This is a genomic window from Phenylobacterium sp., assembly GCF_030679875.1.
Classification (GTDB): domain Bacteria; phylum Pseudomonadota; class Alphaproteobacteria; order Caulobacterales; family Caulobacteraceae; genus Phenylobacterium.
This window is the reverse complement of the sequence record NZ_JAUXSP010000003.1, coordinates 147,053-168,127: the sequence shown is the minus strand read 5'-3', so window position 1 is coordinate 168,127 and position 21,075 is coordinate 147,053. Positions and strand designations below refer to the sequence as shown.

The window sequence follows — 21,075 nt, the reverse complement described above, 5'->3', positions numbered from 1 at the left end:
ATGATCGCGGATCTTGCTGTCGAATTGATCCACGCCACGGTTCAGATCGAGCAGCCGCTGGGTGATGGAACGCGCACGGTTGGCACCGGGTTCCTGATCAATGCGCCGACCCTGGACGGTCAGCCGCGCACGGTGCTGGTGACGGCCAATCACGTCCTGCAACGCATGCCTGGCGTCCAGGCCCGGATCGGCTACCGCATCGCCAATGCCGATGGCAGCTGGAGCTATGCGCCGCAAAAATTCAACATCCGCGATGCGGACGGCAATCCGAGCTGGACTCAGCATCCCAAGCGCGATGTCGCCGCCATTGTGGTGAGCGCCCCCCCGGAGTTCGCCAAGGCCGCGATCCCCAAGGACTGGCTGGCCGGCGACGAGACCTTTTCGGCCTATGCGGTCGGCGCCGGAGACCAGATGATGGCGCTGGGCTTTCCCCGGGGCCTGTCGGCCAATCCGGCCGGTTTCCCGATCCTGCGGTCTGGCCGGGTGGCTTCATTCCCCCTGGCGCCGGCGGCGGCCTTCCCGACCTTCCTGCTCGATTTCACCGTCTTTCCGGGCAATTCGGGCGGCCCGGTGTTCATGGCCGAAGGGGTGCGGCGCCGGCCAGGCGGCGGCGAGTCCCAGGAGGTCCAGTTCATCGCCGGCCTGCTGACGCAACAGGTTGAGCTGAACAGCGAGCGGCTGGAAATCGGTATCGTCACCCACGCCCGCTACATCCACGAGACCCTGGCCCTGCTGGACAACCCGCTCGCGGAGATCACGGTGGCCCAGGGCGACATGGGGGTGGGCGGCGCCAAGGCGGCCTCGGCCCTGGAGGCGATTTCGCCGGACTATTGAGGCCTGAACGAAAAAGGCCCGCATCGAAACGCGGGCCTTTCGCAACATAATCGGCTGATTTAGGCGCCGTAGACGACCGAAATCGTCTCGGCCACGCAGGCGGGCTTGGCCTCGCCTTCGATCTCGATGGTGCATTCGTTCTTCAGCTGCATGCCGCCGCCCTTGGGCTCGGCGCCGATCAGCTTCTGGCGCATGCGCACGCGCTTGCCCACGCGGACCATGTTGATGAAGCGCACCTTGTCCGAGCCATAGTTGATGCCGCGGGTCACGCCCTTGATCGGCAGCATGCCGGCGCCGAGGAAGGGGATCAGCGACAGGGTCAGATAGCCGTGGGCGATGGGGCCGCCCATTTCCTTGGTGGCGCGTTCCACGTCCACGTGGATCCACTGATGGTCGCCGGTGGCCTCGGCGAACTGGTTCACCCGCTCCTGGGTGATCTCGACCCAGTCCGACACGCCGACTTCCTGGCCGATCAGGCCGGGCAGATCCTTGAATTCCACCGGGTTCATCGCTTGCTCCCTAAAGGTTTGAAACAGGTGTTCGGGTCTATCACCTCATGCGGCCCGGGCAAGGCCGCAACGCTCGGCCTTGCCTTTTCGGATCAGACGATCTTGGAGCCTTCCTTGCCCCAATAGGCGTCCCGGATCAGGCGCTTATAGAGCTTGCCTGTGGGATGGCGGGGAAGTTCGGCCATGAAGTCCAGCATGCGCGGCGACTTCACGTGGCTGAGATTGGCCCGGCAGAAGGCCATCAGTTCGGCGCGCAGATCATCGCCGGCCTCGGCCCAGTCCATCGGCTGGATCACCGCCACCACCTTCTCGCCCATCTCTTCGTCGGGGGCGCCGACCACCGCGGCGTCAGCCACCTTGGGGTGGGTGATCAGCAGGTTTTCCAGCTCCTGGGGATAGATGTTCACCCCCCCGGAGATGATCATGAAGCTCTTGCGGTCGGTGAGATAGAGGAAGCCGTCCTCGTCGAGCCAGCCCACATCGCCCAGCGTCGTCCAGCCGTGCTGGTTGGTGTTCTCGGCCACCTTGTCGGGGGCGTTGTGATAGGTGAGCGGCGTGCCGCCGGCGAAGTAGACCACGCCTTCGGTGCGCGGCGGCAGGGGCTCGCCCTCGTCGTCACAGATCTTCACCTCGGCGGTCGTGCCCTTGCCCACCGATCCCTTGTGAGCCAGCCAGTCGTGCGGGCCAATGTGGCAGAAGCCGTTGCCCTCGCTGCCGGCATAGTATTCGTGGATGATCGGGCCCCACCACTCCATCATCTGCTCCTTGACCGGGATCGGGCAGGGGGCGGCGGCATGGACGGCCGACTTCAGGGATGACAGGTCGTAGCGGGTGCGGACCTCGGGCGGCAGTTTCAGCATCCGCACGAAGTGGGTGGGGACGAACTGGCCGCAGTCGATCTTGTGCTGCTCGATCAGGGCCAGGGCGTGCTCGGGGTCGAACTTCTCCATCACCACCACCGTGCCCCCCAGGCGCTGATAGCCCATGCACCAGCGCAAGGGTGCGGCGTGATAGAGGGGGGCTGGCGACAGATAGATCCCGTTCGGCGGGAAGCCGAACATCAGCTCGGCCATCATCGATAGCGCATTGGGGGCGTCGATCGGCCCGCCGGTCAGGGGCGGCTTGATCCCCTTGGGCCGGCCGGTGGTGCCCGACGAATAGAGCATGTCGGCGCCGGCGGTCTCATCGGCGATCGGGGTCTCAGGCATCTTGGCCCGGGCGGCCTCGAAGCTCTCATAGGGCGCGTGAGCCTCGCCGACCATGTAGAGCTTCACCCCAGGCGACAGGGCGGGAAGTTCATCGACCACAGGCCCCACGCCGGCAGATGTGATCAGCACCTTGGCCGCGCAATCGCCCATGATGTACTCGATCTCGCCGGCCGTGAGCTTGGACGAGATGCAGGCGTAGTAGAGGCCAGCCCGCTGGGCGGCCCAGGCCACCTCAAAGAAGCGGGGGTGATTCTCCATGAGGATGGCGATCACATCCCCGGCCTTCAGGCCAAGCTCACGAAACAGGTGCGCGCCCTGGTTGGAGCGGGCCTCCAACTGACCGTAGGTGACGGTCTCTCCGGAGCTGGCCATGACGTAGGCGGCGCGCTCGGGGTTGGACTTCGCATGATGTGAGGGATGCATGAGCCTGTTTCCTCCAGGCCGCAGCCCTCTGTCGGGACCGTTGGCCAGTTCTAGATGATCACTGTTCAGCGATGATGGCGTGCTTGACCTCCCGTCCGTCAAGCGGCTCCGATGGGGCAAACACGGAAAGCGAACGGGAGACATCATGGCCACAAAGAGCCTTGCCGAATTCGAGACCTTGAAGCTCGAGCTGGAGGACGGGATCGCCCTTCTGACCCTGAACCGGCCAGAAAAGCTCAACGCCTTCAATCCGCTGATGAATCGCGAACTGATCGCCGCCTTCGACCTGACCGACGCCGATGACCATGTGCGGGCGGTCATCGTGACGGGCGCCGGCCGTGGTTTCTGCGCCGGGGCGGACTTGGCGGGGGGTGGCTCCACCTTCGACTACGACCGCCGGGACGTCGATCCCCTGGGCCAACGCACGGAGTCCGGCGTCTATCGCGACGGCGGCGGTCTCGTCTCCCTGCGTATCTATGACAGCCTCAAGCCGGTGATCGCGGCGGTGAATGGCGCCGCCGTCGGCGTCGGCGCAACCATGCAACTGCCCATGGATATCCGCCTGGCCTCCACCGAGGCGCGGTTCGGCTTTGTCTTCGCCCGCCGCGGCATCACGCCGGAGGCCTGCTCGTCCTGGTTCCTGCCCAGGCTGGTGGGCATGCAGACCGCCCTTGAGTGGTGCTATTCTGGCCGGGTCTTCAACGCTCAGGAGGCTCTGGAACGCGGCCTCGTGCGTTCCCTGCACGCGCCGGAGGACCTCCTGCCCGCCGCCCGCGCCCTGGCCCGAGAGATTGTCGACAACGCTGCCCCCGTCTCGGTGGCCCTGACCCGCCAGCTCATGTGGCGCATGGCCGGGGCCGACCACCCGATGGCGGCGCACAGGGCCGACAGCCGGGGTATTCAGGCGCGGGGGGCTTCCGCCGATTCCAAGGAGGGCGTTGAGTCCTTCCTCCAGAAGCGGCCGCCTGTATTTCCCGATCGGGTTTCTGATGGCCTCCCCGACATCTGGCCTGGACGGACGCCGCCCGAATTTTCCTGAGGTTGGGCCGGGGGCGGGAACCCATGGTTAACGCCGCTGTGTTGGAATGGGCGTTCAGATGAGCCAGAGCGCGCCCTTTCCGGACGATTCGCCGCCGCCCCCGCAGTTCCGCGCCCGGGGCGCCCTGCTGCGACGGCTGGCCGACGTGGTGTGCCTGCCCTCCAGCCGGATCAACGCCTTCGAGCGATCGGTGACGGCCGATCTTCTGATCGAGATGCTGCGGGACGCTTCGCCCGACGAGCGCCTGCGGGTGTCCAAGCGCCTGGCCGGACTGTCTGAGCCGCCGGCCCAGCTCGCCCGCCTGCTTCTGCACGATGCGCCCGAGGTGGCCCGGCCTCTGCTTGAGGATTGTGAACACCTTTCGGACGCCGAACTTCTGGACTGCGCCCGCACAGCAAGCTCAGAGCACCGGCTGATGATCGCCGGTCGAAAGGGTCTGAGCGAAGTGGTCGTCGAGACCCTGGTCGCCGCGGGCGAACTCCGGGTGATCGAAGCCGTCCTGGCCAACCGCAACGCCAAGATCGGTCACGCCGGTCTTGAGGCCCTGGTGGCGATCAGCCGCGACGCCCCGGAACTGGCGCCGGCTTTGCTGCGCCGTACCGAGCTGCGCCCTGCTCAGGCCTATGTGCTGTTCTGGTGGGCTGACCCAGAGGCGCGCCGCACGATCCTCCAGCGTTTCGCCGTCTCCCGGGAGATCCTTCAGGACGCCGCCGGCGACATCTTCCCCATGGCGGCGCAGGAGGGATGGCAAGATCCCATGTCGCGTAAGGCGCTGCAGTTCATTGAGCGCCGGCAGCGCAACAGGGCCGCGATCGAGAAGAGCCCGTTCACCAGTCTGGAGGCGGCCGTTTCCGCCGCCCAGCATGGCATGACCCGGGAAGTGGCCGAGGAGATCTCCTACCTGGCGGGGCTCAAACCCATGACCGGCGCCAAGCTGTTCACGGACCCCGGCGGTGAGCCCCTGGCCGTCCTCTGCAAGGCGACTGGCCTGCCCCGGACGGCCCTGCGCGCCCTGTGGCGCGGGCTCCGACGCCCGGAGACCGGCGAGGATGGCGCGATCAATCCCGCCTTCGAGCGCACCCTGCTCATCTTCGACACCATGGCTGTGGATCGCGCGCAAACGGTGCTGCGCTATTGGAACTGGTCGTTGTCTTCGGCCATGACGCCGGAGTTATTGCGGGCCATTCGTGAAGGCGATGACAGCGTCATTGACGAATACTCCCTGCCGCAGAGGGCCGCTATGCTCGCCTTTGCAAAAGAGTTGGGCCGGAACTAGGGCCGGAGCAATCTGACAGCACGACTGAAATGTCGAGCCTGTGACGCCCTGTCGCACCTACTCAACTTTGACACGCAGTTCGCCGTGCGATGCTCTCACACAGATAGGTCTGCCTTCTATTGTCTTGTGCAGGACGAATAGGGGCGATAAGTAGCTAACAACTGATCTGGGAATCAGATGTTGTGGCGCTCGCATCGCGCCGTTCTGGGTAAAGCACATGGACGAAAAAGCAGAAGTCATTGAGATGACGGCCGATATCGTATCGGCCTATGTCGGAAACAATTCGGTCGCCGCGGCCGATCTTCCGAACCTGATCCAGGCAGTGCACCGTGCGCTGGCTGGCGTCACCACAGCCCCTGAAGCTGTTGAAGCGCCGCCGAAGGAGCCCGCGGTTCCCGTGCGCCGCTCCATTACTCCGGACTTCCTGATCTGCCTGGAAGACGGCCGTAAGTTCAAGTCGCTGAAGCGGCATCTGCGCACCAAGTACAACATGAGTCCTGAGGAATACCGGGCCAAGTGGGGCCTGCCCAAGGACTATCCCATGGTCGCCCCCAACTACGCCAAGGCGCGTTCGGACCTGGCCAAGCAGATGGGCCTCGGCCAAGGCGGCCGTCAGGCTGCTCGCAAGAAGCGCTAGACCCCGCCCAACGGGCTCGCAGACAAGAACGCTCGCCTCTCGTTGAGGCGGGCGTTTTTTGCTATTTGTTGACCATCTTCGCCGCAGGCGGCGATTTCGACTTGCCCCAGATTCGCCATATGGGCGATAAGTGATTCGTCGCGATTCCAATGGGTTGTTAAGGAATCTGAACATGGCGGCTCAGATTGGTGCTTCGGCGGCTGCCGCTCGTGCTCATGAGGAAATCTACGGCTATTGGGCCGGCTTGCGCCGTGGCGCGCGGCTGCCTGCTCGGGGGGATGTTGACCCCGCGGCGCTGAAACGGCTGTTGCCCACGGTAAGTCTGATCGACATCCGGCGCGAGCCTATGGATTTTTGCGTCCGTCTGGCCGGCACCGGCCTCTATGGCATCTATGGCCGGGAGATCACCGGCCGCACCCTGGGCGAGGTGTACAACGCTGCGGCCGCCGACTACTGGCGCGAGGAGCTGACCGCCGTCGTCAATGAGCGCCGCCCTGGCGTGGGCGTCCACAGCCTGTCCTGGCGCGGCGCTGGGCACATGTCGATTCTCTGGCTCCGTCTGCCGCTCGCCTCCAATGGGCGCGATGTGGATATGATCCTTGGCTACGACACGGTCGTCGGCCTGCAGAGCGCATCCGGCTTTTCCGGAATTCGCGCCGCCTGAACCGCAGCCGCTCAGGCGTTGGCGGCGTTGAGGGCCGCGGCGTCTCGGGCGATACGCTCGGCCATGGCGGCCAGCCCGTTGGAGCGCTGGGTTGAGAGGGCGCCTGATAGCCCGAGCCGGCTGAAGGCGGCGCGCACATCGAAGGCCAGGATGTCAGCCGGGCGTCGGCCAGAGAACATTCGCAACAGAATGGCGATCAGCCCGCGAACGATGTGGGCGTCGGAATCCCCACGAAACTCCACCCGTCCATCAGCCTTTGGTTCGGTCACCAGCCAGACCTGGCTGGCGCAGCCGCGGACCTTGTTGGCTTCCGACCGCTCGGCCTCGCTCAGCGGCGCAAGGTCGGCGCCCAGCTCGATCACATAGCGGTAGCGTTCCTCCCAGTCGCCCAGGAGGTCGAACTCTTCGGCCAGGTCGTCGAGGGTTTTCTGGATGCCGTCCATCTGGCTTCGCACTTAAGCCCCCAGACGCCGAGGCGCAACGCGTGAGATGCCCGAGCGATGCGATCAGGGAACAGCGGGCTTCGCCAGACGGACGACGGCCTTCAGTCCCCCATCCGGCCCGGGCCCGAGGGCGAGGCCGCCGCCCATTCCCCGGCAGAGCATATAGGCGAGCGGCAAGCCAAGGCCCGCGCCCTCACCCCGGCGGGTCAGGGCGTTCTCTCCCTGCTCGAAGGGTCGAAGGAGCCGGGGAACGTCGTGCTGAGCCACGCCGGGGCCCTGGTCGATCAGGGTCAGGGTGACTCCCCCGTCCTGAATTTCGGCGCTGATGCGCACGGTTCCACCCTCAGGGCCATAGGCCAGGGCGTTGGAGACGAGGGCGGTAAGGGCGGTGCGGATCCCCTTGGGGTCGGCCACGATGTCGGGCAGCGCCCCCTGGCCCAAGACGATCACCTCGGCTCGCCGCCCCCGGATCTCTTCGGCCAGGCCGTCCAGCACATCGTCCAGCACATGGTCCAGGGGCTCGCGCCGGGTGGCGAGGTCGGCGGTCCCACTTTCCAGGCGAGCGATCTCCAGCACCTGGTTGGCCAGGGCCAGCAACTTCTGGCCACTATCGCGGATCAGGCCGGCGTACTCCTTGTATTGTGGCGCGCCCAGCGGACCGTAGATCTCCGCCCCGATCAGTTCGGAGAAGCCGAGGATCGAGTTCAGCGGGGTGCGAAGCTCGTGGCTGACCATCCGCAGAAACGAACGTCGATGCTCCTCCGCCCGGGCCTCCAGCCGACTGTGGGCCGCCCGCCGCGCCTTTCGGCGTGCGGCGGCGTCAGCCGCGGGCGGGGCGTCCTTTGGTGTCAGAGGGCGACAGGGGGCCGCATCTGCCATGGGATGGGGCTCATTGATGAAGTAATCCAGCCCCCCAGACTGGAGGCCGGGCCTTACGAATTCGTTTCCGGGTCCCTCGCGCCAGCTGAGCTGCCTATGTCGCCTAGTCTGGGCCGGTTGCGACCCTGTGACCGTCGCCCAGGGGGCGAGCAGGCTCGCTACTGCGGGGAGCGGCGGCTAAAGTCGTGCGTTCACACTCAGCGATTCCGCCTCGTGAGAGCCAGACTGCGACCCGACACCCAGATGGACGTCCTGCCCGACCACATCGCCCATGGCTCCGCCGCACCGTCGGCGGAACCCTTCTGGTGGAGCGCGGGCTGGCTGTCGGTGGTGGCTGGGGGCTGCGCCTTCGTGCTGGCCAGCGGCGGCGGTTCGAGCGCGGCGACCGTCCTGGCGCTGGGCGGCGTTGCGGCGCTTGTCGACCTTGGTCTGATCCTGACCCGGCGGCCCTCAAATGACCGGCTTCGGCTGGCCGCCTGGACCCTGGGGCCGGGCCTGGCCATGCTGCTCAGCGGCGGCGCGCTTGGCCCCCTGGGGGTCTGGTGTCTCGCCCCGCTGGCGGCGAGCCTTATGGAAGGGCGCACCCGTAGCGCTGCGGCGGCAGGCGCGATGGCGCTCGCTTTGATGGGCCTTGGCCTGCTGGTCAGCCTGTTGGGCGGGCCTACTCTTGCCTCAGCTCCGGCGGCCCCCATCCTGGAAGCGGTCGCCCTGGTGAGCGCCGTGGGCGGCCTCGCCGTGGGGCTGGTCAGCCTCCTTCGCCGCCAGGAGACCAAGGCGCGGATGCAGGCCGGGACCCTCGCCCGGCTTCACAGGCTGATGGGGGAACAGCCGACCCAGCTCCTCGACATACTGCCCGACGGACGTATCGCCGGGGCCTATGGCCGCCCCCTCGCCGGGGGAAACCTGGCAGGCCGGGCCTTTTTCGATCTCGGCCTCCCCCAGGGCCGTCATGAGCTCGCCCGCGGTTTTCAAGTGGCCCTGCGGGAGGGTCAGGCCGACCTGGGCTTCGCCCCGGCCGCTAATCCCGAGGGCTGGCTGGAAGTGCGCCTGAGGCGGGGCCGGTCGCTGAGGCTGGTGGCCATTCTCGCGGACGGCCGGGCCCGCCGGGATCAGGAGGTCGAGCTGGAGGCCGCCCGCAGCGAGGCGGAGGCCCAGAATACGGGCAAGTCCCGCTTCCTGGCCAATATGAGCCACGAGCTGCGCACTCCGCTCAACGCCATCATGGGCTTCTCAGACATCATGCGCTCGCGGCTGTTTGGCCCCCTGCCGGACCGCTATGGCGAGTATGCCGAACTGATCCACGAATCCGGCCGCCACCTGCTCGATCTGATCAACGACGTCCTCGACATGTCGAAGATCGAGGCCGAGCGCTTTGAGCTCAGCCGCGAGGAGTTTGACGGCCGTGAGGCGGTCAACGCGGTCCTGCGGCTGATGCGCGGTCAGGCCGACCGCGCCGGCGTGCAGCTGCGTGGGGTTCTGCCGCGCGAACCGCTGGAGATTGACGCCGACCGGCGCGCCCTGAAGCAGATTGCGCTGAACCTGGTGTCCAACGCCCTGAAATTCACCCCCCGCAACGGGGCGGTGACCGTGGGCCTGCAGGCTGCGGGCGGCATGATGGAACTGGTGGTCGCCGACACGGGCATGGGCATGAGCCCCGAGGATCTGGCCCGGGTCGGCCGCCCCTATGAGCAGGCGGGCGACGCCGAGCGGCGGGCGGCGGGCACGGGTCTTGGCCTGTCTCTGGTGCGCAGTTTCGCCGAGTTGCACGGTGGCGAGATGATTATGGAAAGCGCCGTCGGGGAGGGCACCACGGTGACCGTTCGGATGCCTGTGCTGCTGCCGCCCTATGCGCGCCCCGAGGGGGCGCAGGCTTCCTCACCTGAACTGGTCGAGGCCCCGACCGCCTAGTCTTGGACTCTAGCGGGCGGCCATCCGCAGGAAGGCGTGGCCGGCCGCGAAGTCGCCCACCTCGACATAGACTCGACGCACCGCCGGCCCGTCGGTGAACAGGAACTCCACGGCGACCGCCTCACGAGGGTCGAGGGTGGACAGACGCGCCGCGGCTTCAGGCGGAAAACGGAAGGCCCAGCCCCCCCGCATGGTTTCCGGACGAAGGTCGAGACCGGCCTTGCTGCGCGCCTCGGCGGCGTAGGTCCGCTGGGCGCCGGCCGGCGGCAGGCGTCTGGCCAGGTTGGGTCCGCCCCGGGGGTCGAGATAGGGCTCGGTCGCCCGGGCGCTGTCACGCAGCACCAGGCGCGCGCCGTAGGGGGAGCGGCCGTCATTGAAACTGGCCAGGGCCAGCAGGACGGGCCGGCTGTCGCGACCCGCCAGGCCGAACACCATCTGGCCACTGGCGAAATCGGTCTGCTGGGCCAGGCGCCAGCGATGGATCTCGGCGCTGGCCGTGCGGTCAGCCCGCCAGTCCGCCGTTTCGCCGGGATAGGTGATCTGGCGCAGCTTGGCGAAGCCCTCGAACGCGCTGCGGACATGGGCGGCGGCGGCGGATACCGCCTCGGAGTCACAGACCACCGTCGCCGCCGAGGCCCGAGCCCTGGCGTCGGCCTTTGACAGGTCGCCCGTGGTGGCGCCGCTGCGCAGGGCGGCGTTGCGGGTCTGGACGCGCCCAGCCTCCAGGGCGGCCCGCAGGCCGGCGTCAAAGAAGCCGCACCGCAGATCGGCGGCGGCCATGGCGGTGCGCTCAATATAGAGATCCAGCGGTCCGGCGACCGCCACCATGGGCGCAGCGAGCATCCCCGCCGCGGCCATCGACCCCATCCATCGAAACGCCCGACGCTGCGCTGTGTCGCGCTTGATCGTCATGCGTCCATCTCGTTCTTATGCGGCTCTGCGGCCTTTGAGCCATCTTGGCGGCCGAGCGGTTGTCGTTCCGTTAGCGCGGCGCACTTTCCTTGCCGTCCGCGCGGGGCGGCTTGCGACCTCTGGCCGCCCATGGCCTATGCAAGGCGCGCGCAAGGAAGAGGAACCGACATGATCCTGTCGACAGATGTCTGGGCCGCGGCCCTGATCCGCCGCGCCGAGCTTTCCGGTGGCTTCGGCGTCGTGGCGCGCAAGGGCGACGCCCGGGCCGGCGCGGTCCTGGTCAAGGCGGTCAACCTGTCTGACAGGACCGTGCGGCTGTTTTCCGAGGCCACCCGCGGCGACGGCGAGCGGATCTGGATGCGCCCGACCATGGCCACCGAAGAGCGCGAGGTCGACGCCTATGTCGCCCGCGCGGCCAAGGTCGACCCCGACATCTGGGTCGTCGAGGTCGAGGACAAGCAAGGCCGCCACTTCCTCACCGAACCGGTGGAGGAGGGGTGAGGTCAGCCTTGCCGCTCCGTTAACCGGTTTCGTCCACCGAACCGAAAGCCGCCTGGGCGCAGGATAGCCATTCCCCGAACAGTACAGGTGCGTGGCGATGCTCTTCCTCATGAACGACGTGGTCCTCGATCTCGCCGAAATGAAGCTGACGCCGCGCCTGACGGCCGACCGGTTTCGGGCGCTGTCCTTCCCGTCGATCATGCGCATGGGCCAGGAACTCTATGCCGAGACCCCGCTGCTGCACCTGGAGCGCCCCAATCGCGCCCGGCGTCTGGCGTCCCTGATCCAGGCCAAGGCGCCGACCATCACCGGCGCGCTGTTTGTGGTCCCGAGCTTCGAGGCTGACCCGCAGGACGTGACCATCAGGTTCGCTGAGCTGGGCCAGGCGGCCCTGGAGGACCTCAAGGTCCGCCAGGACGAGGGCGATCTCGACATGCTGGCCTGCGACCGCCAGGTCTGGCGGCGACTGGCGGCCTGAGGACGTCCCTGCGCTGGCGATCGATGCGCGCCGTTTGCGTCTGAGGGCCGCGCGCGCTAACCCGCGCCCATGACTCAATCTCCCGCCGCCCAGGCCGCGCGCCGCCGCACCTTCGCGATCATCTCCCACCCCGACGCCGGCAAGACCACGCTGACGGAAAACCTGCTGCTGGCCGGCGGGGCGATCCGGGCGGCGGGCCAGGTCCGCGCCCGGGGCGAGAACCGCCGCACCCGGTCGGACTGGATGAAGATCGAACGCGAGCGGGGCATCTCCGTCTCGGCCAGCGTCATGACCTTCGACCACGATGGCCTGATGTTCAATCTGCTGGACACCCCGGGTCACGAGGACTTTTCCGAAGACACCTATCGCACGCTGACGGCCGCCGACGCCGCGGTCATGGTGCTGGACGCCGCCAAGGGCATCGAGCCCCAGACGCTGAAGCTGTTCGAGGTCTGCCGCCTGCGCGACATCCCCATCGTCACCTTCATCAACAAGATGGACCGGGAGGCCCAGGACCCCTTCGAGCTGCTGGACGAGATCTCCACCAAGCTGGCCCTGGATCCGGCGCCCCTCTATTGGCCGGCCGGGTCAGGGGGCCGGTTCAAGGGCATGGTCGACCTGCGCCGCAATCGCTTCCTGCCCTTCGCCAAGAAGACCGCCGACGATGACGGCCATCCCGATCCCATCGCGTTTAAGTCCAATGCGGTGGTCTCCTATCTCGACCCCGAGGAGCAGGCCGAGGTGGAGGAGGGTTCGATGCTGGTTCAGGAGGCCTCCAAGCCCTTCGACCCGCAGTCCTTCCTGGAAGGCCACATGACCCCGGTCTTCTTCGGCTCGGCCCTGCGCAAGTTCGGGGTCGCCGAGCTTCTGGAGGGCCTGGGCGCCTACGCCCCGCCGCCGGACACCGTGCCGGCTCTGCGGAGCGGGGAGGCTATCCACGTGGCTCCGGGCGACCGGGAGGTCTCGGGCTTCGTCTTCAAGATCCAGGCGAACATGGACCCCAACCACCGCGACCGGGTGGCCTTCCTGCGCGTGACCTCTGGCCGGTTCACCCGGGGGATGAAGCTGAAGGTTCAGAACACCGGCCGGCAGCTCTCGGTGAACTCGCCGATCATGTTCTTCGCCTCCGACCGGGAGCTGGCCGAGGAGGCCTTCGCCGGCGACGTCATCGGCATTCCCAACCACGGGGTCCTGCGGGTGGGCGACAGCCTGTCGGAAACCGGGACCCTGCGGTTTGCCGGCTTGCCCAACTTCGCCCCGGAAATCCTGCAGCGGGTGCGGGTCAAGGATCCGCTGAAGGCCAAGCACCTGAAGAAGGCCCTGGAAGGTCTGGCCGAAGAGGGCGTCACCCAGCTGTTCCGCCCCAATATCGGGGCTGACTTCATTGTTGGCGCCGTCGGCCAGCTGCAGTTCGAGGTCATGGCCGACCGCCTCGCCAACGAGTACCAGCTGGAGGTGGTCTTCGAGCCCGCGCCCTATGCCGAGGCCCGCTGGCTGGGCGGCGAGAAGGCCGATGTCGAGGACTTCGCCGGCAAGCACCGCGGCGCCATGGCCAGCGACATCGATCAGCAGCCAGTCTTCCTGGCCAAGTCCAGCTGGGAGCTTGGCTACGTCGCTGAACGCTATCCCAAGGTGCGCTTCGAGCGCTCCAAGGAACGGGCCTGAGCCATGGTCGCCCACGGTCTCTATGGCCTGCCGCCCCGGGAGCTGGTCGACACGGCGTCGGACGCCGTTCAGGTCTCGCCCCTGATCCCGGGATCTGAGGCGCTGGATATGCTGCCCGACCAGTCCCTCGACAGCTTCACTGTCCTGGCGCCGCCGGGGACGGTGGAGCGCCGCTACGTCCTGGCCCAGGGGCTGCGCGCCCTGAAGGTGGGCGGGACGATGACGGCGCTGGCCCCCAAGGCCAAGGGCGGTTCGCGCCTCGCCAAGGAGCTCAAGGCCTTCGGCCTCGATGTCACCGAGGACGCCCGGCGCCATCACCGCATCTGCGAGGTGGTTCGCACCCCGGCGCTGGACCTGAGCGACGCCCTGACCGCCGGCGCGCCGCGACTGTCATCTGAACTCGGCCTCTGGACCCAGCCTGGGGTCTTCAGCTGGGACAGGATCGATCCGGGCACCGCCCTGCTGCTGCGCCGACTGACCCCGCAGTCAGGCGCCGGCGCCGACTTCGGCTGCGGCCTTGGCCTGCTGGCCCATGGGGTCCTGCGCAGTCCAAATGTGGGCCGCCTGACCCTGATCGACATCGACCGTCGGGCCATCGCGTGCGCCCGGCGCAATGTGGTCGACCCCCGGGCCGACCTGGTCTGGGCTGATGTCCGCCTCGGCGTTCCGGCCCTGAGCGACCTGGACTTTGTGGTGATGAACCCGCCCTTCCATGACGGGGGGGCTGAGGACCGGGCCCTGGGCGCGACCTTCATCGCCCAAGCCGCCAAGGTGCTGCGTCACGGCGGCAAGCTGTGGATGGTGGCCAACCGACACCTGCCCTATGAGCGCCCCCTGGCCGACAGCTTCGGCGCCAAGGTCAAGCTGCTGGCTGAAGAGGGCGGCTACAAGCTCTATGAGGCGAGGCGGTGAGCAAGGTCCCGATGGCCAGGCTCGACCGCCTGCTGGCCAATCTGGGCTATGGTTCGCGCCGGGAGGTGCAGGGCCTCCTGCGCAAGGGCGCGGTGGTGTTCGACGGCGCGACGCTCAGCGACGGCGGCCAGAAGATTCCGGTGGTCGCCGACCTGCCCGAACGCATGACCATCGAGGGCGCCCCCGTCGATCCGCCGGCGCCGCTCACTCTGGTGATGCACAAGCCCCTTGGCGTGGTCTGTTCCCACCGTGAACCTGGCCGCAGCGTCTATGAACTCCTGCCCCGGCGCTGGCGGGCGCGGATGCCGGGTCTATCCACCATCGGCCGCCTCGACCTGGACACCACCGGCCTGCTGCTGATCACCGACGACGGGCCGCTGTTGCACCGGGTGATCGCGCCGCGCAGCCATGTGGCCAAGCGGTATGTGGCCAAGCTGGCCCGTCCCCTGCGGGGCGATGAGGCGGCGGTGTTCGCCGCCGGCGACCTGATCCTGGAGTCGGAGGCCGAGCCCCTGGCGCCGGCCATCCTCGAGCCGCTGTCGGACACCGAGGCCCGCCTGACCATCACCGAGGGCCGCTATCATCAGGTGCGCCGCATGTTCGCCGCGGTGGGCAATCATGTGGAGGCGCTGCACCGCGACCAGATTGGCGGGCTGGCTCTGCCGTCTGATCTGAAAGCTGGTGAGTGGCGCATCCTCAAGCCCGAGGAACTGAACGCCATCTTCGCCTGAAACGGCGGCGGACAACGCCCTATCATGCCGGAAAGACCGCCCGACAACCGGCGCTTTTGCTTAATGCCCGCAAGGTTCCATTAACCATGTTCAAGAGTTAATGACTTGTTAATTGGCGCGGCTCCGGCTTTGCTCTGTCTCACCTGAACCTGCGCGGGAAGTCCCGCCGCGGGACTCTGATGACCACGGAGCGCCACGGCATGTTTGAGTTCGGCCGGGAGTTGAAGCGGATCTTTGGCGCCCAGGGCGGCTGGCGTCCGGGTCGGGACGGGCTGGCCGGTGGCGACGCCGCCCTGCTCGAACTGCTGGACCTTTCACTGTTGCGCAATGAAGGCAGGGCCGCCGACGTCGCGGCTGGCCGGCTCAGCGCCAAGGACAAGCCCCAGCGTCGGCTGGAGGCAGCCATCGTCTGGCGCGAAGTGGCCCGCCGTTCCGGCGATGCGGCGACCCTGCGCAAGGCCGCGGCCCAAGCCGAGGCCGCCGCTGTCGCCTTCGACCGGGACCGCCGCCCTGACGGCTGGGCCCGCGCCCGCTGCGAACAGGCCTTCTGCGCCCTGCTCGGCGCCGAACTGTTTGGCGAAGAGGGGCTGAACGCCGCCGCGGAGATCGCCTTCCGGGAGGCCCGCGAAGCCGCCCGTGGCGGGCTGGCCGCGCCGTTGGCCGAGGTGGGTCTGGCCCTGATTGAGGGCCGCCGCCGGATGAGCCTGGGGGACGCCCAGGCCGCCCGCGTCACCGCCGCCCGTTTCACCGCCCCGATCGCCGCCCTGCAGGCCCTGACGCGCCGCTGTTCGGCCGCCCACCTGCTGATCGCCGAGGCCCGCACCTTGCGCGCCGACATGCTGGCGGGCTGGGGCGCACGGTTGAAAGACCCTGATCTGCTACAGATGGCGCTGGACGAGGCCGCCAGCGTGGCCGATGGCCTGGACGGCGCCTATGAACCCCTGGCTCATGCCCGCGCCGCCGCCCTGCGCGGTCAGATCCTGGCCCTCATGGGCGAGGTCAGCGGCGACATCGAACAGATCCTGGAGGCGGTCACCTGCCTGGCCGACGTGGTCGAGGACCTGACCCGTGACCACAGTCCCCTGGACTGGGCGCGGATGCAGGCCGCGCTCGGGCTGGCCCTGCAGATCCTCGGGGAAGCCACCGCCGGTGAGCGGGCCTTCGAACAGGCGGTCACCTGCTATGAGCGGGCCGGTCTTGTCCTGGCCGATGCGCCGGCGCTCGCCCTGCGGGCCGAGGCGTCCAACGGCCGGGCCCTTTGCCTGGCGCGTTCAGCCGAACTGTCCGGCGATCTCGCCGTGCTCGATGCGGCCGAAGCGGCCTTCAAGATCGAACTGTCCCATCGCCGGGCCGGAATCGACCCGGTGAGTTGGGCCCTGGCCCAGGTCAATCTGGCCCGCATCTACGAGGCGCGCCTGGACATCACCGGCAAGGATCGCGGCGAGCGGGCCTCAGCGGCCCTGGCCCTGCAGGCGGCCCTCGACGTCTTCGCCGAGGAAGGCCTGCGCTCCTTCACCCTGATCGCCATCGACGCCATGGAGCGCCTGCGCGTCCGCGCCGTCCCCCGCGACGGGGTCTGAAAACGGGCATCGCTACGGAAGACAACCTTTGGTAGGCTTCCTCTCCGTGGAGGATGCGCCGATGAGACTGACCGCCCTGGCCCTATTCGTCGCCCTGGCCTTCTCGGGGGCCGCTGCGGCTCAGACGCCAGCGACGGGTCCCGATGTCTCGGCTGACTGGCTGCGGCAGCCGACGCGCTCCCAGCTCATGGCTGTTTTTCCAACCAAGGCCCTGGATAAGGGGATGGATGGCGAAGCCACCATCGGATGCAAGGTGAGCATTCAGGGCGCGCTGTTTGAGTGCGTCGTTCTGTCGGAGAAGCCCGCTGAGCTGGGATTTGGCCAGGCCGCCATCGCGCTTACGCCGCAGTTCCTGATGAAGCCCGCCATGAAGGACGGCCAACCGGTTGTCAGCGGCGTCCGCATCCCGATCAGCTTCAAGGGTCTTGGGACGACCACCGGCTCGTTTCTTCCCGGGACCCGGAACTTGATGACGCGGCGCTTCATGGGGCGGCCCCTGTGGGCTGACGCTCCCAGCCACGCGCAGACGGCTGCGGCCTATCCGGAAAAGGCGGCCGCAGAAGGGATCGGAGGCTCCGCCACGATCCGTTGCGCCCTGACCGAAGATCGGCGCCTCAAGTCTTGCGCCACCCTCAGCGAAACGCCCCGCGGCTACGGCTTCGCCAAGGCGGCCCGGGACCTGTCGGGACAGTTCGAGCTGGCGCCGCCCTCGGATGGAGTCAATCTGCGCGGAGCCGAGACGCAATACATGGTCACCTTCGCTCCGGAGATGCTGGATCCTGAGAAGCGGGTGATCGGCAAACCCCATTGGACCCAGCTTCCGTCGGCCGGCGACGTCGTTGACGGCTACCCGGCGGAGGCTAGGATCAAGGGCGTTTCCGGCGCCCGCGTGCTTATGAACTGCGCCGTGGGAACGGGTGGCGCGGTGCAGGACTGCCAGGTGACGTCCGAAGCGCCGGCTGGGCTTGGATTTGGCCAGGCCGCCCTGGCCCTGGCGGCGCACTTTCGCCTGTCAGTCTGGACTGACGAGGGGCTGCCGACCGTGGGCGGGCGCATCACCCTGCCGATCCGCTACGAACTGCCACCTGAGGCCCCTACGACCCCGGAGCCGGGGTCGTAGGGAGCGCCTGGCTTAGGCCGCGGCGAAGTCGCCGGTCTGGCGGCGGATGCGCCAGAAGCGGATGGTTCGTTGCGCGGCTTCCCGGGGGAGGGCTTCGAACAGCTCGCCATATTCCCGGGCCCGGCCCATGGCGTTGGCCTCGCGGTCGAGAATGAGCACGGCGAAGGTCAGATAAAGGGATCGCTCAAAGCCGGCGGCCTTGCAGACGATGGACAGGGCGTCCAGATCGCGCCGCTCCAGAATCTTGCGTGCGGTTCCGAAATCGATATCGGCCATCTCGCACAGGGCGACCAGGAACTTGGTGGTCTCGCGATTGCGCAGGAAGGCCGCGAGCACGGGCGGGGTGATGCCGTTGCGCAGCTTGAGCAGGCGCACGGCCCGCTCGGCCTCTTCGTAGTCGTCAGGCAGGGCGCCGTCCCGGGTGGCCAGGCTCTTGCGGCTGGCGGCCAGGGCGGCCTCAAGCGCTTCGGGGTCGACCTCGCTGTTGCGGTCCCGGATGGCGTCTCGAAGCTGCGCCTCGACGACGAAATACATCTCGTTCAACAGGTCCACGGGCACCGCCCGGCGGCTGATGACGGCGGCATGCAGATCGGAATTGGCCATGGCCCGGTCGATCACCCGCTCGTGGGTCTCCCGGGACAGTTCAGCGCCGTCATTGCGCAGCAGGGCGTCGAGGGTGTGGTCGTCCCCCCGCTCGACAATCGCCTCTGACACCGCAGCCGAGACCTGCGGCCTCTGGCTGATGGCGCGCAGATGGTCCTGGCCGCGGGTGTGGGCGACGGCCAGCAGGTCGTCGTCGCTCAGGGCCGAGGAGCTGGCCAGGATGGGCTCGGCGACGGAGATCGCGGTGTCCCGGGCCAGGTCACGCAGCAGATGGCGCGGCGGGGCCGAGGCCGTGGCGAGGCGACGGGAAAGCTCACCCCGGAAGGCTTCTTCCATGTCGCTGGCCAGTTGGCCCATCACGTCATCAAACAGGGCGAGCTCGGAGGCGCCATGCTCGCCGTCGCCGACGAAGAACAGGTCGGTGACGCCCCTCAGCAGTTCGCGCCGCCGAGCGCTGGATGGCTCGTTGGCGAGGGCGATCAGGTCGTGAAGCTTGGACCGGGCCATGTGTGGTCTCAGAACTGACGATCAAGGCCCTGGGCGGGCTCGTCCCCGTCGTCCGAAACCTCGGGCGTGTCGGGGGGGCCGACCAGGATGTAGTTGGGCCCCGACGGGGGCGTCGGGATGGCGTCGGGGGTCATGCCGTACTCGCGGTGCAGCGAGTAGAGCTGGCTGCCCCCGGGCCGGGCGGCCGCAGAGGCCTGGGCGAAGGACTGAGCCTGAGCCTGAGCCGGCGCCGGCCTCGCGGCTTGGTCATAGATGCTGGTGGGCAGGGGCCCGGGGGGCGGTCCGCCCAGAAGTCCGGGCGCAGGACCAGCGGTCGGCGGCAGGGATGAGCGCAGGACAGGCTCATAGCCAGGCTGCACGGCCGGCGCAGGCCTGTTGACGGCGGGCGGCGGAACGAAGGCGGCCGGCATGGCCGCCGGGGAAGATTGCGGTGCGAACTGACGCGCCAGCGCCATGGGTTCTGGGCGAGCAGGCGCGTTCGGGGCCCGGGCGGGCGACAGGCTCTGCTTTCCAGACCAGCTGAGCATCGGGCCGCCATAGGAATCGGTGCCCACGCCGATCGGTCCCCGAGTCGCTGCGGCCGGCGGTGGGCCATAGCGATCCTGGATCACCGTCTGGGCCTGGGCCGGAGCGGCGCTCGCCAGGATCAGGCCGGCGAACAGGAGGGAGGGGGCGAGGTGCGGGATCATGCCTCTCCCGTTCTAGAGTCGCCGGCTTAACCTGTGGCTAACGGCCGCGCCACCAGCGCAGCCCGGCCCGTTCGAGCCGAGCGAGGCCGGCATAGAGCAGGGCGCCCATCAAGCCCAGCACCACCAGGGCGGCGAACATGCGCGCAGTCTGCAGTCGGTTTCCAGCCTCCAGGATCCGCCAGGCCAAGCCCTGGGCGCCGCCGGACCCGGCGACGAACTCCGCGACCACCGCCCCGATAAGCGCCAGGCCCGCAGCCACCTTGTGGCCTTCCAACAGGAAGGGGACCGCCGAGGGCAGGCGCAGACGCAGGAGCCGCTTCAGCCGCCCGGCGCCATAGAGATCAAACAGGCGCTCCAGGTCGGGATCGGCCGCCTTCAAGCCGGTGATCGCCCCGGAGAAGATCGGGAAGAAGGCCACCAGGGCCGCAAGGGCGATGATCGCCCGCTCGGGATTGTCGATCCCCGCCCAGATCACCACCAACGGCGCAATGGCCACCACCGGCGTGACTTGCAGCACCACGGCCAAGGGCTTGATCGCTCGCTCGAGAATTGGGCTGAGCGCCACCATCAGCGCCAGGGCCTGGGCCGAGAGGCTGGCCAGGATGAGCGCCGCCAGGGCCATGACGAGGGTGTTTCCAGCTGAGACGAACAGGGTCGGCGCATCGGTCCAGAGGCTGGCGGCGACCGCACTGGGGGTCGGCAGGAAATAGGCGGGGGTCTCCAGCACCCGGCACGCGATCTCCCAGGCGGCCAGGAGCGCCATGACGAGAATGAGGGGCGCAAGGATGTCGACCAGACGCTTCATGCCGGCGCCATGCCCCGGGCGAGGACGGCGGAGACCGCCTCCACGCTGGTCCTGAAGGCCGCTGTGGTGCGAAAGCCCTCGGGCCTCGGGGTTGACCCCGAGACACTCAGCTCGCCGGCGATGCGACCGGGGCCGCGACTGAACACCACCACGCGGCTGGCCATATAGACGGCCTCCTCCACGCTATGGGTGACGAAGATGATGGCGGGGCGGGTCTCCGACCACAGGCGCAGGACGTCATCCGCCAGGGCGCGCCGGGTGATCTCGTCCAGGGCCGCGAAGGGCTCGTCCAGCAGCAGCAGGCGGGGCTCGGTGACCAGGGCGCGGGCCAGAGACACCCGCATGGCCATGCCGCCCGACAGCTGGGTGGGGCGCGCGGCGGCGGCGCTCCCCAGGCCGACCCGCTCCAGGGCCGCCTGCGCCCGGGCCCGAGCCTCTTTCTTGGGCAGGCCGGAGAGCTGCAGGGGCAGGGCGGCATTGTCCAGGGCCGAGAGCCAGGGGGCCAGGGTCGGGGCCTGGAACACCACGGCGGTTTCCCCCCGCCGGGCCGTGCGGTGAACCTGGCCGCGGGTGGGCGCCTCCAGCCCCGCCAGCAGGCGCAAAGCAGTGGACTTGCCGCAGCCAGACGGGCCGACGAGGGCGGTGATCGCGCCTGGCTCCAGGGCGAGATCCACTGGCCCCAGGGCGAGGCCCGCGCCCGGGTATTCCACCTCGACCTGCGCCAGTTCGGCGACCAACGGCTCCATGGGGAT

Annotated in this window: 22 protein-coding genes; 13 read left to right on the top strand and 9 right to left on the bottom strand. The window is 68.3% G+C overall.

Annotation, left to right across the window (positions count from 1 at the left end; translation table 11 throughout):
* Positions 1–834 (top strand): serine protease, encoded by an 834-nt coding sequence (locus tag Q8K84_RS02595; RefSeq protein WP_305280399.1) that lies wholly within the window; start codon positions 1–3, stop codon positions 832–834.
* Between the two features lie 59 nt (positions 835–893).
* Here Q8K84_RS02595 and Q8K84_RS02590 read toward each other — a convergent pair whose 3' ends face one another.
* Positions 894–1,343 (bottom strand): MaoC family dehydratase, encoded by a 450-nt coding sequence (locus tag Q8K84_RS02590; RefSeq protein ID WP_305280396.1) that lies wholly within the window; start codon positions 1,341–1,343, stop codon positions 894–896.
* A gap of 92 nt (positions 1,344–1,435) precedes the next feature.
* On the bottom strand, positions 1,436–2,974 hold the full coding sequence (locus Q8K84_RS02585; protein ID WP_305280394.1) for an acyl-CoA synthetase: 1,539 nt from the start codon (positions 2,972–2,974) through the stop codon (positions 1,436–1,438).
* Positions 2,975–3,119: 145 nt separating this feature from the next.
* Here Q8K84_RS02585 and Q8K84_RS02580 point away from each other — a divergent pair, with 145 nt between their 5' ends.
* The 4 genes from Q8K84_RS02580 to Q8K84_RS02565 all read left to right on the top strand — a co-directional run bounded on the left by Q8K84_RS02580 (position 3,120) and on the right by Q8K84_RS02565 (position 6,590).
* Complete coding sequence (locus tag Q8K84_RS02580; protein ID WP_305280391.1) at positions 3,120–4,013, top strand: crotonase/enoyl-CoA hydratase family protein; 894 nt, start codon at positions 3,120–3,122, stop codon at positions 4,011–4,013.
* A gap of 58 nt (positions 4,014–4,071) precedes the next feature.
* Complete coding sequence (locus tag Q8K84_RS02575; protein ID WP_305280388.1) at positions 4,072–5,289, top strand: DUF2336 domain-containing protein; 1,218 nt, start codon at positions 4,072–4,074, stop codon at positions 5,287–5,289.
* Positions 5,290–5,506: 217 nt separating this feature from the next.
* A complete protein-coding gene (locus tag Q8K84_RS02570; protein WP_293322638.1) occupies positions 5,507–5,926 on the top strand; it encodes a MucR family transcriptional regulator in 420 nt (139 codons plus the stop codon).
* 172 nt (positions 5,927–6,098) lie between these two features.
* Complete coding sequence (locus Q8K84_RS02565) at positions 6,099–6,590, top strand: PAS domain-containing protein (RefSeq protein WP_305280379.1); 492 nt, start codon at positions 6,099–6,101, stop codon at positions 6,588–6,590.
* 11 nt (positions 6,591–6,601) lie between these two features.
* Here the strand turns inward: Q8K84_RS02565 and Q8K84_RS02560 are convergent, their stop codons facing one another.
* Together Q8K84_RS02560 and Q8K84_RS02555 are read right to left on the bottom strand one after the other, a co-directional pair.
* Positions 6,602–7,033, bottom strand: coding sequence for a SufE family protein (locus Q8K84_RS02560; protein ID WP_305280376.1), 432 nt, complete (start codon positions 7,031–7,033; stop codon positions 6,602–6,604).
* A 63-nt stretch (positions 7,034–7,096) separates the two neighbouring features.
* Positions 7,097–7,912: a sensor histidine kinase KdpD gene (locus Q8K84_RS02555; protein ID WP_305280374.1), complete on the bottom strand. Its 816-nt coding sequence runs from the start codon at positions 7,910–7,912 to the stop codon at positions 7,097–7,099.
* A gap of 213 nt (positions 7,913–8,125) precedes the next feature.
* Between Q8K84_RS02555 and Q8K84_RS02550 the strand changes: the two genes are divergently transcribed.
* On the top strand, positions 8,126–9,820 hold the full coding sequence (locus Q8K84_RS02550) for a HAMP domain-containing sensor histidine kinase (RefSeq protein ID WP_305280371.1): 1,695 nt from the start codon (positions 8,126–8,128) through the stop codon (positions 9,818–9,820).
* Positions 9,821–9,829: 9 nt separating this feature from the next.
* Here the strand turns inward: Q8K84_RS02550 and Q8K84_RS02545 are convergent, their stop codons facing one another.
* On the bottom strand, positions 9,830–10,732 hold the full coding sequence (locus Q8K84_RS02545) for a hypothetical protein (protein ID WP_305280368.1): 903 nt from the start codon (positions 10,730–10,732) through the stop codon (positions 9,830–9,832).
* A 168-nt stretch (positions 10,733–10,900) separates the two neighbouring features.
* On the opposite strand from Q8K84_RS02545, the gene Q8K84_RS02540 reads away from it, so the two are divergent.
* From Q8K84_RS02540 to Q8K84_RS02510, 7 genes are all read left to right on the top strand, one after another.
* Positions 10,901–11,233: a DUF1491 family protein gene (locus Q8K84_RS02540; protein ID WP_305280365.1), complete on the top strand. Its 333-nt coding sequence runs from the start codon at positions 10,901–10,903 to the stop codon at positions 11,231–11,233.
* 97 nt (positions 11,234–11,330) lie between these two features.
* Positions 11,331–11,711 (top strand): hypothetical protein, encoded by a 381-nt coding sequence (locus Q8K84_RS02535; protein WP_305280361.1) that lies wholly within the window; start codon positions 11,331–11,333, stop codon positions 11,709–11,711.
* Positions 11,712–11,780: 69 nt separating this feature from the next.
* Positions 11,781–13,376, top strand: a complete 1,596-nt coding sequence (locus Q8K84_RS02530; RefSeq protein ID WP_305280358.1) for a peptide chain release factor 3 — start codon at positions 11,781–11,783, stop codon at positions 13,374–13,376.
* A gap of 3 nt (positions 13,377–13,379) precedes the next feature.
* Positions 13,380–14,288: a class I SAM-dependent methyltransferase gene (locus tag Q8K84_RS02525; protein ID WP_305280354.1), complete on the top strand. Its 909-nt coding sequence runs from the start codon at positions 13,380–13,382 to the stop codon at positions 14,286–14,288.
* A complete protein-coding gene (locus Q8K84_RS02520; RefSeq protein WP_305280351.1) occupies positions 14,285–15,019 on the top strand; it encodes an RNA pseudouridine synthase in 735 nt (244 codons plus the stop codon). The genes Q8K84_RS02525 and Q8K84_RS02520 overlap by 4 nt, the downstream gene beginning before the upstream one ends.
* Before the next feature lie 200 nt (positions 15,020–15,219).
* Positions 15,220–16,599: a hypothetical protein gene (locus Q8K84_RS02515; protein ID WP_305280348.1), complete on the top strand. Its 1,380-nt coding sequence runs from the start codon at positions 15,220–15,222 to the stop codon at positions 16,597–16,599.
* A 61-nt stretch (positions 16,600–16,660) separates the two neighbouring features.
* Positions 16,661–17,719, top strand: a complete 1,059-nt coding sequence (locus Q8K84_RS02510; RefSeq protein WP_305280345.1) for a TonB family protein — start codon at positions 16,661–16,663, stop codon at positions 17,717–17,719.
* 12 nt (positions 17,720–17,731) lie between these two features.
* On the opposite strand, the gene Q8K84_RS02505 is transcribed toward Q8K84_RS02510, so the two are convergent.
* Genes Q8K84_RS02505 through Q8K84_RS02490 form a run of 4 tightly spaced genes read right to left on the bottom strand, consistent with a single transcriptional unit; the run spans position 17,732 to position 21,069 of the window.
* Positions 17,732–18,829, bottom strand: coding sequence for a DUF2336 domain-containing protein (locus Q8K84_RS02505; protein WP_305280342.1), 1,098 nt, complete (start codon positions 18,827–18,829; stop codon positions 17,732–17,734).
* An 8-nt stretch (positions 18,830–18,837) separates the two neighbouring features.
* The gene (locus tag Q8K84_RS02500) at positions 18,838–19,518 is read right to left on the bottom strand and encodes a hypothetical protein (RefSeq protein ID WP_305280339.1); all 681 of its coding nucleotides are present in this window, start codon (positions 19,516–19,518) and stop codon (positions 18,838–18,840) included.
* A 37-nt stretch (positions 19,519–19,555) separates the two neighbouring features.
* The gene (locus Q8K84_RS02495; protein ID WP_305280336.1) at positions 19,556–20,323 is read right to left on the bottom strand and encodes an ABC transporter permease; all 768 of its coding nucleotides are present in this window, start codon (positions 20,321–20,323) and stop codon (positions 19,556–19,558) included.
* Positions 20,320–21,069: an ABC transporter ATP-binding protein gene (locus Q8K84_RS02490; protein WP_305280333.1), complete on the bottom strand. Its 750-nt coding sequence runs from the start codon at positions 21,067–21,069 to the stop codon at positions 20,320–20,322. The genes Q8K84_RS02495 and Q8K84_RS02490 overlap by 4 nt, the downstream gene beginning before the upstream one ends.
* Positions 21,070–21,075: the final 6 nt, after the last annotated feature.